The organism is Pseudomonas fluorescens, from assembly GCF_902498195.1.
Taxonomy (GTDB): domain Bacteria; phylum Pseudomonadota; class Gammaproteobacteria; order Pseudomonadales; family Pseudomonadaceae; genus Aquipseudomonas; species Aquipseudomonas fluorescens_BU.
Window position 1 is genome coordinate 329,273 of the sequence record NZ_CABVIY010000003.1, and the last position, 13,800, is coordinate 343,072.

General features: G+C 61.8%; 11 protein-coding genes. 2 read left to right on the forward strand and 9 right to left on the reverse strand.

The window, feature by feature from the left end; genetic code table 11:
• Positions 1–76: 76 nt before the first annotated feature.
• The 7 genes from F8N66_RS12430 to F8N66_RS12465 form a co-directional block, all read right to left on the reverse strand.
• Positions 77–1,615 (reverse strand): APC family permease, encoded by a 1,539-nt coding sequence (locus tag F8N66_RS12430; protein ID WP_150770452.1) that lies wholly within the window; start codon positions 1,613–1,615, stop codon positions 77–79.
• A gap of 152 nt (positions 1,616–1,767) precedes the next feature.
• The gene (locus F8N66_RS12435) at positions 1,768–2,790 is read right to left on the reverse strand and encodes a heme-dependent oxidative N-demethylase family protein (RefSeq protein ID WP_150770453.1); all 1,023 of its coding nucleotides are present in this window, start codon (positions 2,788–2,790) and stop codon (positions 1,768–1,770) included.
• A 17-nt stretch (positions 2,791–2,807) separates the two neighbouring features.
• Positions 2,808–3,776 carry a PDR/VanB family oxidoreductase gene (locus F8N66_RS12440; RefSeq protein ID WP_150770454.1) on the reverse strand — a complete coding sequence of 323 codons (969 nt, stop codon included), beginning with the start codon at positions 3,774–3,776 and terminating at the stop codon, positions 2,808–2,810.
• Positions 3,773–4,378 (reverse strand): dimethylamine monooxygenase subunit DmmA family protein, encoded by a 606-nt coding sequence (locus F8N66_RS12445; RefSeq protein ID WP_150770455.1) that lies wholly within the window; start codon positions 4,376–4,378, stop codon positions 3,773–3,775. The genes F8N66_RS12440 and F8N66_RS12445 overlap by 4 nt, the downstream gene beginning before the upstream one ends.
• 319 nt (positions 4,379–4,697) lie before the next feature.
• On the reverse strand, positions 4,698–6,125 hold the full coding sequence (locus F8N66_RS12455) for a sigma-54 interaction domain-containing protein (protein ID WP_150770456.1): 1,428 nt from the start codon (positions 6,123–6,125) through the stop codon (positions 4,698–4,700).
• A complete protein-coding gene (locus F8N66_RS12460) occupies positions 6,122–7,252 on the reverse strand; it encodes a PAS domain-containing protein (protein ID WP_150770457.1) in 1,131 nt (376 codons plus the stop codon). Before F8N66_RS12460 ends, F8N66_RS12455 begins: the two co-directional genes overlap by 4 nt.
• 749 nt (positions 7,253–8,001) lie before the next feature.
• On the reverse strand, positions 8,002–8,421 hold the full coding sequence (locus tag F8N66_RS12465) for an organic hydroperoxide resistance protein (RefSeq protein WP_150770458.1): 420 nt from the start codon (positions 8,419–8,421) through the stop codon (positions 8,002–8,004).
• A gap of 251 nt (positions 8,422–8,672) precedes the next feature.
• On the opposite strand from F8N66_RS12465, the gene F8N66_RS12470 reads away from it, so the two are divergent.
• A complete protein-coding gene (locus F8N66_RS12470) occupies positions 8,673–9,107 on the forward strand; it encodes a GNAT family N-acetyltransferase (RefSeq protein ID WP_150770459.1) in 435 nt (144 codons plus the stop codon).
• Positions 9,108–9,248: 141 nt separating this feature from the next.
• On the opposite strand, the gene F8N66_RS12475 is transcribed toward F8N66_RS12470, so the two are convergent.
• On the reverse strand, positions 9,249–9,467 hold the full coding sequence (locus F8N66_RS12475) for a PLD nuclease N-terminal domain-containing protein (RefSeq protein ID WP_150770460.1): 219 nt from the start codon (positions 9,465–9,467) through the stop codon (positions 9,249–9,251).
• A gap of 190 nt (positions 9,468–9,657) precedes the next feature.
• Between F8N66_RS12475 and mdeB the strand changes: the two genes are divergently transcribed.
• Positions 9,658–12,357, forward strand: coding sequence for an alpha-ketoglutarate dehydrogenase (gene mdeB / locus F8N66_RS12480; protein ID WP_150770461.1), 2,700 nt, complete (start codon positions 9,658–9,660; stop codon positions 12,355–12,357).
• 16 nt (positions 12,358–12,373) lie between these two features.
• On the opposite strand, the gene F8N66_RS12485 is transcribed toward mdeB, so the two are convergent.
• Positions 12,374–13,429, reverse strand: a complete 1,056-nt coding sequence (locus F8N66_RS12485; protein ID WP_150770462.1) for an acyltransferase family protein — start codon at positions 13,427–13,429, stop codon at positions 12,374–12,376.
• Between the last annotated feature and the right edge of the window lie 371 nt (positions 13,430–13,800).

Here is a 13,800-nt window from a genome sequence, read left to right on the forward strand (position 1 = left end):
GTTGAATGTTAAACCGTATTCGCGAGCAAGCCCGCTCCCACATGTTGATTCGGTTCCTATAGGGATGCAGGCGTTGTCAGATGGCTGATCTGCGGGCCGACGCGCCGGAAAGACCGGCTGGCTGGGTCAAAGGCTTCGAAAATTTCCACGCATCCCCCGCCGGCGCCGTGCCTTTGTCGTACGGCTTGCCCAGCAGCATGTAGACCAGGCCCGCGCCCATCACCACCAGGGTGGTCAGGATCATCGAGTAATTGATGTACCACGCGGCGTCCGGCGAACGCGGCCAGACCATGTTGACGATGGCGCACACACCATAGACCAGCGCGGCCAGGTTGACCCACAGGCCCCAGGCACCGAGGGTGAACTGGCCGTTCGGGCGCCAGCCCTTGGCGCGGGCGATCAGGGCCGCGACCACGATCAGCTGGAACGCCACGTAGATCCCGATGGCCGCAAAGCCGACGATGGTCGCCACGGCATCGGCCATGAACATGCCCAGGCAGACGATCGCCGCCGGCACCAGACCACTCACCAGCAACGCGAACGACGGCACGTGATTGGCCGACAGGCGCTTGAACAGCGAGCTGCCGACGATCATTTCGTCCCGGGCATAGGCGAACAGCAGCCGGCTGGCGGCCGCTTGCAGGCTCAGCACGCAAGAGATGAACGAGACCATCACCACCGCCATCACGAGGCGCGAACCCACCGGGCCAAACGCATTGGCGAGGATCGTGGCGACCGGGTCGGTGTCTTCGCCGGCCAGGACCTTGGCCATGTCCGGCACCGAGAGGATTAACGCCAGGCAGGCGAACATCGCCGCCGCGCCGCCGATGTAGATGGTCATGCGCATGGCCTTGGGGATGCGCTTGCCCGGGTTCGGGGTTTCTTCGGCGACATCACCGCAGGCCTCGAAACCGTAGTACTGGAACAGGCCGGCCAGCGATGCGGCGAGGAACGCCGGCAAGTACGAACCGTTCACTTCCAGGTTGAAGGTGTCGAACAGCACGCTGATCGGCTGGTGGCGCTCGAAGATCAGCAGGTAGCCGCCCACCAGGATCGCCCCGACCAGTTCGCAGAGAAAGCCGAACATCGCCACCCTTGCGAGCAGCTTGGTGCCCACCAGATTCAGCCCAGTCGAGAGCAGGATGATCGCCAGGGCGATGCCGATATTGGCCTCGGGACCGGGTTTGAAACCCATCATGATTGCCAGGTACGGCCCGGCACCCACCGCGACCCCGGCGATGGTGGCGCACAGGGCCCAGGCATACACCCAGCCGACCATCCACGCCCAGCGCTTGCCCACCAGGCGACGGGCCCACGGGTAGACGCCACCGGAAATCGGGAACTGCGAAACCACTTCACCGAAGATCAGGCACACCAGCATCTGCCCGGCGCCGATCAACAGGTAAGACCAGAACATCGGCGGGCCGCCGGCGGCCAGGCACAGGCCGAACAGGGTGTAGACGCCGACGACCGGCGAGAGGTAGGTAAAGCCCAGGGAAAAGTTCTCCCACAGGCTCATGCTGCGATTGAAATCCGAGCTGTAGCCCAGGGCGCGGAGTTGTTCCGCATCCTGATCGGCGCTGGCGCTTGCACGCGGGTTGGATGAGCCACTCATGTTATTTCCTCATTATCAATGGCAGTGGATTGCGGTGCTGGCGGGTTGGACCGCCAGTTCACGGATACCTCGAACCTGTGGGAGCCAGCCTGCTGGCGATGGCGGTCTTGGGGTCGCCATCGCCAGCAGGCTGGCTCCCACAGGGGATAGCGTCAGGCTTTGGTTTCGTCGTCGTACTGCGACAGCCACTCAACGGCAGCATCGCGATACCTGCTGAAGCCCTTGTAATCCACCAGTTGCTGATTCAGGTCCCGCAGCACGCGGTGCATGCGCCGGGCCCAGGCGGGATGGGTGGCGATGTCTTCCAGGCTCAGCAGGTAGGTGCGGATCGGAAAGACGATGGCGTTGCTGCGCGGCAGGCGGTGCAATGGCTGCAACTCGATGCGCAGGTACACCAGTTTGCCGGCGTTTTCGGCAGTGACGATGGTCCGGTCCGGCGCCCATTCCGGCAGGCTCTCGGCCGACACTTCAAGGCGCGGATTAACCGTCAGCGACCAGTTCAGGCGGCGCACCGGATGGCCGGTGCGCAGGCGCAGCAGGAACTTCAGGGCGCGGTCGAGCATGCCGATTTCCTTCACCAGCGGCACCGGGCCGTGGAACTCTTCCCAGCTCATGCCGAGGTTGAAACGCAGCGAATAATCGGCGCGCTGGGTGGCAATGCCCGCACCCCAGTACAACGTGCCGTCGCGTTCTTCCTGCAAGACCCAGTCGCCCTGGGCCTGGCGGGTCACGTATTCCATCGGCTCATAGGGCAGGGTGGCCGGGTCGCCGAAGGTGAAACGATCGTCGATGCCCAGCAGGCGGTTGGTCCAGTGCCATTGGCGGCCTTCACGCTCAAGGCTGAAGTACTGCGGGTAGTCGCGGGCGTAGGACTCCATGATCAATTCCAGCAGGTCCCATTGCGCCTCCATCATGTGCGGCGCCGAGACGTAGTGCATGCCCGGGTCTTTCTCCAGGGTGATCGCGCGGTCGCGGCACTCGCTGATGTAGTGCTCGTCGATATCGAACGCCGCCCGGAACGCCCCGTCGCCCACCGAGACATGCGGCTCGAGGTTCATCGAGTACATGTAGTCGTCATCGGGGAACGGGAAGGGGGCGCGGGCGATGGTTTCCGGGCTGTTGGCGAAGGTGTAGTCGTCGCGGTAGGTTTCGTCGGGATTGAATTGGATATTCATGTTTTTTTCTCCGTCGATCAGAGGTCGATGACCAGGCGATTGCATTTGGCGCGGGATACGCAGGGCATGATTTTCTTGCGGCCGTTCTTGTCCTCGTCAGACAGCCAGTCATCGCTGTGCAGCAACTCGCCGTCGAGCTCCAGTACCTCGGTTTCACAGTGCCCACAGGCGCCACCGCGACACAGGTAAGGCATGCTGTAGCCGGCGGCTTCCACCGCTTCGAGCATGGTCTGGTCGGGGGAAACCTCGATAGTGGTGCCGCTGCGACCGAGGGTGAAACTGAAGGCCTCGCCGCCGCTGCTCTGCTCAAGGAAGCGCTCGAAGTGCACGTGGCTGTCGGTCCAGCCCAGGTCGCGGGCGCAGGCGAGCGTGGCGTCGATCATGCTGTCCGGGCCACAGGCATAGACGTGGCTGCCGAGCGGGCGATCCGCGAGGATCCGGCCGATGTCCATGCGTGATTCGATGCCCTTGCGGTACAGGTGAACCTGTTCGCCGTAGGTGGCCTGCAACTCGTTGCCCAGCTGCGCATGTGCTTCGCCACGCACCGCGTAGTGCAGTTCGAACGGCACCTTGCTCAGGCGCAACTCTTCCAGCTGGGAGATCACCGGGGTGATGCCCACGCCGCCGGCGATGAACAGATGCAGGCGCGCCTGTTTGATCAGCGGGAACAGATTGACCGGGGGCGTGACTTCGATCAGGTCGCCCTCGTTGACGTTGTCGTGCAACGCCATGGAGCCGCCGCGACCGCTGTCGACCCGGCGCACGGCGATCTGGTAACTGCTGGTGTCATAGGGCGAGCTGAGCAGCGAATAGGGGTTGCGCAGGGTGTTGTTGCCGTTGCCGATCAGCACCACGACGTGGCTGCCACCGGAGAAGGCCGGCAGGTGCGCGCCGCTGGGAGCGACCAGGGTGAAGCGCTTGATTTGCGGGGTCACCGCTTCGATGCGGGCTACGCGCAGATTCAATGTCCCATTGTTCTGGCTCATGTATCGAGCTCCTCGGCTGGGGGCAATTCGCCCGGTACTTCGGCATCGGCCTTGACCGCCTGAAACGCCGCCAGGCGCCGTGAATAGTGGTCGCGCACCACCAGCGTCAGGCCGCAACCAGGGCAGTCGTAGAGGCGCTGGGTGACGTTTTCGGTGTAGGTGTCGCAGTGCACGCACCAGACGCGGCGCACCAGGGTGCCGGAGTGTTCGCGCAGGACTTCGTCACGGTTCAGGTCGAAATGCGTGGCCACTTGCATGGCACTGCCGAGGAAGCTTTCGGAACCGGCCAGGTACAGGCGGGTGCCCATGCGGGCGTCGATCAGCAGCGCCTTGAGCGCCTCGATCAGGGCCTGGTTGGACGCGAGCACCTGCAAGGGCAGGTGCGGGTGTGCCTGCTGCAATTGAGCGAGAAAGTCCTGGCCGGAGAAGGACTCCTGGGAGTACAGCAGGGTGATGGGCCGATCCAGGCCGGCCATGTCGTCCAGCAGGCGCAACATGGCGCGCCCGCCGCTGCCTTGCCCGGCAACGATATGCCGCCTGCCGCCCGGCAGCGGTTGCAACCGGTCATAGACCGGCCGGCTTTTGATCCCGGTGATCAACATTCTTATTATTCCTCCTGGCTAGCGAGCCCCACGATGGTGGGATGCGGATAGCAGGAGCACAGGGCGTGCCAAGTTATTAACTTGTTGAATATAAAAGGATTATTGTTTTGGTGAGGGCTGGGGGCAGGCAGAAGTAACTAGATATGTATGCGTTTTCGCAGCGGTTAAGCGAAATCGAAGAAGGGTAAGGCCCCTGTGGGAGCGGGCTTGCTCGCGAAAGCGGTTTGACATGCAAGATAGACAGTGACTGACACACCGCTTTCGCGAGCAAGCCCGCTCCCACAGGGGCCGAGTCAGGTTGGAGGGTGGGGCAGGGGCTTCAGTCGCGCTGAAGCTTGCGGATCAAGGTGCCGATATCGATGCCCAGGTGCTGCGCCGCCTTGCGCTTGCTGCCGCACAACGCCACGGCCTGGAGGATGACCTGGCGTTCGAATTGTTGAACCTGGAGCTTGAGGTTTTGTTCCGGATCGTCTTGATCCGCCATCGCCCCTTTTGCCGGTTCCCGGGCACGCGCCGGTGCGAGCAGTTCAGCCGGCAAATGCTGCTCCTGTGCCTCGTCGTCCGCGAGCACCGCCAGGCGTTCGAAGATGTTCACCAGTTCCCGAACGTTGCCGGGGAAGTCATAACCCATCAGGCGCTTGCGACAGCCGGCCGACAGGCTCAGCGAGGGCTCGCGGTCAACGTTGATGCGGCTTAGCAGAATGTCGATGAGAAACGGCAAGTCATCCAGATGCTGGCGCAGCGGTGGAATTTCTACCGGCAACACCGCAAGGCGGTAGTAAAGGTCGGCACGAAATTCGCCGGTGCTGACCAGATGACGCAGGTCCTTGTTGGTGGCGGCAATCACCTGGACCTGCACGGTTTTGCTCAACGGCGAACCGACCGACTGGATGGTGCTGTCTTCGAGAAACTTCAACAGCTTGGCCTGGACATGCAGGGGGATTTCACCGATTTCGTCGAGGAACAAGGTGCCGCCCGAGGCCGCCTCGATATAGCCCTGCTTGCCGCCTTGCAGGGCGCCGGTAAACGCGCCGCGCTCGTACCCGAACATCTCCGATTCGAACAGGCTCTCCGGAATGCTCCCGCAGTTCACATGAATGAACGGCCGGTCGCCCCAACCGGCCGCCCGGTGAATGTGCCGGGCGATGGCGGTCTTGCCGACCCCCGGCTCACCCAGCAGCAACAACCGTGCGCGTCGGCGAAACGCACGCACGCCGGTATCGGCGATGCTCGACAGTTGCGGCGAAAGGTGCAGGGCATTGTCCTGGGGGTCGCGCAGGCCTTGCGGCTCCACCGGCCGACTGCCCAGGGTCGGGCGACGTTGTGGCTGGCTGCCGTCGACATCTTTCTGGGTCAACATGCGGAACGGCTTTTCGTAGGCCCCCGTGGGAATCGCGTGGGTGCTGCTGAGCAAGACCCGACCTTCGCGCGAGCGGGTCAGCGCGTGGTTGCCGCCACGGTTCAAGGCTGTCAGCAAGTCGTCGTAGTTCAAGGCCGAACGCTGGAAGAAATCACGCTCGGACAGGCCCACAGCCTGCTGTTTCGACAACCGGTTGACGCGCTCGGCGGCCAGGTTGAGAAACCGCACCCGACCTTCGCCATCGGTGACGATCAACGCGTCGCTGAAGCTGTCGAGCAGCGCGTGCAGGGCCGGGGTCTCCAGCAATGCGCCGAGCACTTCGCTACTGGCATTGACCGAAGAGCGCATGCCCATCTGCAGCGTCGGGGGCAGGTTGGTGTCTTTCATGGGTGCAACTCTTCGGCGTGGCGAACGCCCTGGCTTTGCCGGAACACCGCGACCCGCCAGGCCACGCCCTCACGGATCAGAATCCGCGAGCAATGCACATTAAAGTGGCGTTCGCGCCCGCCCAGGTCGGGCAGCGGCAAGCTGTGCCAGGTGCGCTCGGGCAGGGCATTGTCCAGCAGCAAGCGGGCGATGCCGGCGCCATGGGTGATGCCGAACGTTTCTTCGAACGCGGCGTTGCGCCATTGCGGTTGCAGTTGTTCATCGATCACCAGCACCGCGTCGGGCACCGCGTCGAACACCCGGCGCAGGGCATCGATGCGCTGCTCGGCGTCGTGTTGCATGCGCAATTCCTGGCTGACGTCGCGAATGCTGCCCCACATCCGCAGCAGCTGGCCGTTGACGATGGTCGCCCGCACGTCGTTTTCCACATAAGCCGGCGAGCCGTCATGCCGGCGATCCACCGAGAGGGCGCAATCGACACTGAACCCGGCCTCGATCAGGCGCCGCACAAACTCTTCGTTGGCCGGACTGCGCGGCCAGTACAGGCGCACCGGTTGCTGGTTGAAATCGACATCCGAGGGCATCTCGTAGACCTCGGCCATGGCGCGGTTGCACAGGCGCCAGTGGGAGTCGTTTTCGAACACCTGGCGGACGATTTCATCCGGCGTATGGTTGATGTCCACCGCCTCGGCGAACTCGATGCACCAGTAGGCGACCTTGGCGCTCTGCAGCATCTGGCTCATCACTTCATTGGCGTTGTGCATTTCCCGCAATCGATGGCCCAGTATCCCCAAGGGGATTTTCAGCAGGTGCAGGCGTGCCGGTTGCACCGCCCGCCACTCCAGCAAGCCGCTGGCGACCACGTGCAACAACCCGCCGTTATGGCGGATCAGGGTCAGCTCCAGGCTGTAGACCTGCTCGTCGGCCGGCGGGTTGGCGAACAGCGCTTGCAGGGTGCGCAGCGAGTCGATGCTGAACAGGCGTTCGATCGGTTGATCGAGCAGTTCTTCAGGCGCATAACCCAATTGATCGCTCAGGCTGGCGGACAGGCTGACAAGGTGCCCGTCAGCACTCAGGGTGCTGGTCAGGGGCGGGGCTTTATGGGCCAGCAGATTCAGGATATCCATCGATGGTCGGCTCGATTTTACTTATGGTATCGGGGACAGGGCATTTCGCATGCCAGCCTGCACACGCCTGAATCCGGGAGGCTGATAAAGCCTGAGCGGAAAGAGTGCTGTGATATCACAGCAAAATAGGCATTTATGCAGCACATTACAAATCCCTGAGGGAACTGTGTAGGAGCTGACGAGTGAAACGAGGCTGCGATCTTTTAACGTTAAAAAACAAGATCAAAAGATCGCAGCCTCGTTTCACTCGTCAGCTCCTACAAGCTCCTACAAGCTCCTACACAGCTCCCATAAACGGCGGCGATAGCATTTTTCCGTCCTGCGGCGTTTTTCACAGAACGAAAACGGTCTAAAAACACCGTCGCATTTCGTGAGGGCTTTGCTAATCTCAATTTTGTAGGTGAAAACGCAGACTTATGCGCAAGCGGATAGCGAGGACGCGTGGGGCGCGCTCCGAAGGGTACACGGTTAGAAAGATCTCCGCGCTGAGATCCAGCCCTTATGCCGTGTGAAGCAGGACAGTGCATTGCTGTTCCTGTGAGAGTCCTGATAAACCTCGTAAGCCAGAGACCAGCACTGGCCACCTACTAAATCCTCCCAGAGCCCGCCTTGTGCGGGCTTTTTAATGTCCGTCGGCTGAATATGTCCCGCTTTTCTGTGGGAGCGAGCCTGCTCGCGATGGTGTGTCAGCTACAGCGATGTGTCTGATACACCATCGCGAGCGTGCTCGCTCCTACACAGGTCGGCGTTTAAACCAGGTTGATCGTCACGTCGATGTTGCCCCGGGTCGCCTTGGAGTACGGGCAGGTCTGGTGGGCGGCGTCCACCAGGGTGCGGGCCAGCGCCGGGTCCAGGCCGGGCAGGCTTACATTCAGGCGCGCCTGGAGGAAAAACGCGGTGTCGCTTTTGCCCAGGTCAATTTCGGTGGCGACGCTGACGTCAGCCGGCAGGCTCACCTTCAACGCGGTCGCGGCCTTGCCCATGGCGCCGATGAAACAGGCGGACCAACCGGCACCCAGCAGTTGTTCGGGATTGGTGCCACTGCCGGACGAACCTGGCGGGGAAAGCTTGACGTCCAGGCGTCCGTCGTCGCTGCGCGATTCGCCCTGGCGGCCGCCGGTGGTAACGGTCTTGCCGGTGTACAGCACGGTGTCGATTGGATTGATCATGGGGGCTCCTGAAGATTTTTGGTGTTGGCCCTGGATGTCGCTCGACGGATCGAAAAACACCTGGAGGCCGCCCGCGCACTTTTTCACCGTCATGTACGCGGTGTGTGTCTTCAACCTGCCTTTGTGTATCGCTCTGTACCCTGGCCCGGCAAAGCTACACGGCGATACAAAACACTGACCCGGGAACTTCACACAACCGCCGGGCGGCTTTTGCTAGCCTGCGCTTTCCGTTTTCCAACAGGCACCCATCAATGTTCAACATCCGAGTCATGACCCTGGACGATTACGAGGCGGTCATGGAGTTCATGGCCAACACCCCGGGCATCGCCCTGCGCGATGCCGACTCCCGCGAGGCGACCGCGCGTTACCTGCAACGCAATCCCGGGATGAGTTTCGTCGCTGAAGTCGACGATGTGCTGGTCGGCTGCGTGATGAGCGGGCATGACGGTCGGCGAGGTTACCTGCAGCATTTGCTGGTGCTGCCGGCGTATCGGCGCCGGGGGATTGCCCAGGGCCTGGTCGAGTGTTGCCTGGCTGTTCTGGAGCAGCAGGGGATCGTCAAATGTCACCTTGATGTGTTCAAGACCAATGAGGCTGCGGCGCGATATTGGCGCAGGCAGGGGTGGCAGTTGCGGGAGGATATTGATCGGTATTCGTTCATTCGGTCGGGGGGCGGGAATGCCTGATTGAGGGAACGGCGAGTCACTTGGAAAAGCCTCTGGCAGCAAAGCTTGCTCGCGATGGCGGCGGGTCCATCCACATTGATGTCGCCTGACACATCGCTTTCGCGAGCAAGTTTCACTCCTGCATGGGCGCGTTCACCCGCTTTACTGGAGGGCCTGCGATGAATTCGGCTCGTGACCGATGTACTTCGGTCCTGCCAGTGCCCAAAGGAGCAAGCCAACCAGCGGCATAAACACGATTACCACCATCCACACCCCCCGAGTGCTGGATTTGCCTTCGCTTTTGCGCAACCGGTTGATCGCCCACAATTCGATCGCTAAAAGCACGGCCGCCAATACAAACCACGTCGTTTCAATGTGCATGAGTCACCTCCTGATGGTCATTCGGTTAGGCGGGTACTCACCGGCAGGGTTCATTAATTTTTCCGGGAGGCGCTGCTCGGGGTCGGTGCTCAACACGCTCGCAGGCACCCTGTGATTTAGCGAAAGCCAACCCAAGGGACTTGATGCATGATGGTGGGCGAGCGTCACCCGACACGTGCAGGAGAGGCCCATGAACCCGCCCGAGCGTCATGACCCGTTGCCCGGCCAGTCAGCCGAAGATCACCAGGAAATTGCGGAGTGGCGCGATGCCCTGTTGTCTGTCATCGCCCATGGCGGCGCGGACCAGGCCAGGCGGATTCTCGACCGGCTGGTGGCCGTGGCGAGGGAGTCGGATCTCGGTTGGCGACCCAGCCATCGCACGCCTTACATCAACACCCTTGGCGTTGAGCAGCAGCCTGTATTCCCTGGGGATTTGGCCATTGAAGAACGGCTGGCCTCGATCATGCGCTGGAACGCGCTGGCGATGGTTGCCAGGGCCAACCATGCCTATGGCGAATTGGGCGGGCACATCGCCAGTTACGCCAGCGCCGCCGACCTGTTCGAAGTGGGTTTCAACCATTTCTTCAAGGCGCGTACCGACACCAGCGGTGGCGACCTGGTGTTCTATCAGCCGCATTCGGCGCCGGGTGTCTACGCCCGGGCGTTCCTCGAAGGACGCCTCGATGAGCAGGACCTGCAACACTATCGGCAGGAAATCGGCGCTCGCGCCCATGGCGCGCGAGGCCTGTCGAGTTATCCGCACCCGTGGCTGATGCCGGACTTCTGGCAGTTCCCCACCGGCTCCATGGGCATCGGTCCGATCAGCTCGATCTACCAGGCGCGTTTCATGCGCTATCTGCACCACCGTGGCCTGCAAGACACCACGGGCCGGACCGTCTGGGGAGTGTTCGGCGACGGCGAAATGGACGAGCCCGAGAGCATGTCGGCGCTGACCCTGGCCGCGCGGGAGGGGCTGGACAATCTGGTGTGGGTGGTCAACTGCAACCTGCAACGCCTGGACGGGCCGGTGCGTGGCAACGGCCGCATCATCGACGAACTGGAAGCGCTGTTCGGCGGCGCCGGCTGGAACGTGATCAAACTGGTCTGGGGCTCCGATTGGGACAGCCTGTTCGCCCGTGATACCGAGGGCGCCCTGGTCAAGGCGTTGTCCAGCACCGTCGATGGCCAGTTCCAGACATTCGCGACCAAGGACGGGCGTTTCAACCGTGAGCAGTTCTTCGGCCAGAACGAGGCCCTGGCGCAGTTGGCCGAGGGCCTGAGCGATGAGCAGATCGACCGCCTCAAGCGCGGTGGTCATGACCTGGTGAAGATCTTTGCCGCGTATCACAGCGCACAGCTTGAAAGCAGCAAGCCCACGGTGGTTTTGGCGCAGACCAAGAAGGGTTTCGGCATGGGCGACGCGGGGCAGGGCAAGATGACCGTGCACCAGCAGAAGAAACTCGACAAGGACGCCTTGCTCGCCTTTCGCAACCGCTTCAACTTGCCGTTGACCGATGAGCAGGCCGCCGCGCTGAGCTTCTTCAAGCCGGACGAAAACAGCGCCGAGATGCGCTACCTGCATGAACGTCGCCGTGCGCTGGGCGGCTACATGCCGGCGCGATCCTCTGTCTGTGCGCCATTGCCGATTCCGGATATCAATGGCTACGGCACGTTCGCCATCGCCGCCGATGGCAAGGAAATGTCGACCACGATGGCTTTCGTCCGCCTGCTCGGCGGGTTGCTGCGGGACAAGCAATTGGGGCCGCGCATCGTGCCGATTGTGGCGGACGAGGCGCGGACGTTCGGCATGGCCAGCCTGTTCAAGCAGATCGGTATCTACTCCAGCGTCGGGCAACGCTATGAACCGGAAGACATCGGTTCGATCCTCAGCTATCGCGAAGCCCTCGATGGCCAGATCCTGGAGGAGGGCATCAGCGAGGCGGGGGCGATCAGTTCCTGGGTCGCCGCCGCGACCAGTTACTCGGTTCATGGCTTGCCCATGCTGCCGTTCTATATCTACTACTCGATGTTCGGGTTCCAGCGCATTGGCGACCTGATCTGGGCCGCCGCCGATCAACGGGCTCGCGGCTTCCTGCTCGGTGCCACCGCCGGCCGCACGACCCTGGGCGGCGAAGGCCTGCAACACCAGGACGGCAGCAGCCACCTGATGGCCGCGACGGTCCCCAACTGCCGGGCGTACGACCCGGCCTTTGCCGGCGAATTCGCGGTGATCCTGGATCACGGCATGCGTCAGATGCTCGAGCGCCAGGTGGACGAGTTTTACTACGTCACCCTGATGAACGAGAACTACCCGCAGCCCAACCTGCCGGCAGGTGTCGAAGCAGCCATCATCAAGGGCATGTACCGGTTTGCCCGACATGAATCAAAAGCTGCCCGTGGTCGCGTGCAGTTGCTGGGTTCGGGCGCCATCCTGCGCGAAGTCATCGCCGCCGCCGGGTTACTGGCCAGTGACTGGAACATCGACAGCCAGGTGTGGAGCGTCACCAGTTTCACCGAACTGGCCCGTGATGCCCGGGAGGTCGAACGCTGGAATCGCCTGCATCCACAACAACCGGCGCGGCACAGTCACCTGCAAGCGTCGCTCGACGACCGGGCTCCGGTCATTGCCTGTACCGATTACGTTCGCGCGGTGCCGCAACTGATTGCCAGTTATACGACGGGCCGATACACCGCGCTCGGCACCGACGGTTTCGGGCGCAGTGACACCCGCCAGCGGCTGCGCCGGTTCTTCGAAGTGGATCGTCATCAGATCGTCTTGAGTGCGCTGACCGCGCTGGTTCACGAAGGGCAAATGGCGGCGGATGTGTGTGCCGAGGCGATCGCCAGGTACGCCATGGACGTGGACGGCATGGCGCCCTGGGAGACATGAAAGCGCCAGCTCTGAGTCAGGGCTGATCAGCTTTGATGCGATTGAAGGAGACTGAAAGGAGTTTTTTCAACGAACGGGCAAGCGGAACTTCTACTTTCTTGTGAATGATGTAAGAGGCACCCAGCATCAAGGCGATGGTGCCCCATAACAGCACGTGTGAATTGACCGCCGGGTAGGCGATGTTGAAGATCATGAAACCGATCATTTGGTGCAGCAGGTAAAGCGGGTAGGTGATTGCCCCTGCGGTCGTCCAGTTCAATCGCCCGATGACGCCCGTCCTGTTCATGATGATCAAAAGGAATGTGACGAAGAACAGGGTGATGATGCTGCACACGATCAGCGGGCTGAACTCGGTGGGGTATTTGCTTTCGAGCAATGCGGCCCATGCCACCGCGGTGTAGCAGGCCAGTGCCAATGCGCCGATCAACAGGAACACTCGCGTCTTGGTGAATCCCTTGTTCCACAGGAGGTAGAACGTTGCACCCGCGATGAAATAGGCGGCGTAGTCGGTAATCAATATCGAGCGCAGCTTTTCAAACGCGAGCCCTTCTGCCGTGGCGGCAATCAAGAGCCAGACCACCAGGCAGCTCTCGATTTTTTCAATTTTCCTCATGCCCAGCAGTACCGAAATCATCAGGTAGAACTTTATTTCCACAAACAGTGACCAGTACACGCCATCGATGGGCGGCACACCGATGAATTCGCTCAGTAGTGTCATGTTGACAAGGTATTGATAAAAATCGGCGGTGTACCGGGGTTGTCCGATGGCCAGGGTGATCACGAACGTCAGGGTGCAGCACGCCCAGAACGCCGGGTAGAGACGGATGGCGCGGGAGATGAAAAACACTTTGAGGTTGTTGTTCGAAGCGGTCATCAGGATGACGAATCCGCTGATCATGAAAAACAGCTCGACACCCAGGTAACCGTATTTCGCCGGCTCTGCCAGCAACGGGTAGGGCATCGTGGACATGTCGCCTTTTGCGTAGCCACGGAACGCATAGTGAAAAAACACCACGGCCATGGCTGCCAGAAAACGCAGCAAGTCCAGTTCATTCAGCCGGCGTTTGATCACGAATGTGCGCTCCAGTTTTTTTGGCGCTGATGGACAACTGATCACCCTGCCGATTGAACGGGTGTGCCGGGGTGGGGAGTAGAGCGGGCAGGGCTGCCGCAGGCTCCTGCGTCGGGTGAGCCAGGGCTGGGGCGTGTCGGTTATTGGGTGTGGATCCGTTGCTGCGGTAACGGCGGCTTATGGTTCCGCTCTTACAGCGGGTCACTTTGAATAGCTGTACGGACTGGACACATGGTCGCCGCGCTGGGCCATCCCTGGCCCAGCGCGGCTAAACCGGCGTCCTGGCGGTTTACCCACTGCGCAATGCCTGCGTTCGGCCATCGTGGTTTAACGGGGCGCCCAGATCAAAATCAAAAGCCAAAGCGAGGCGG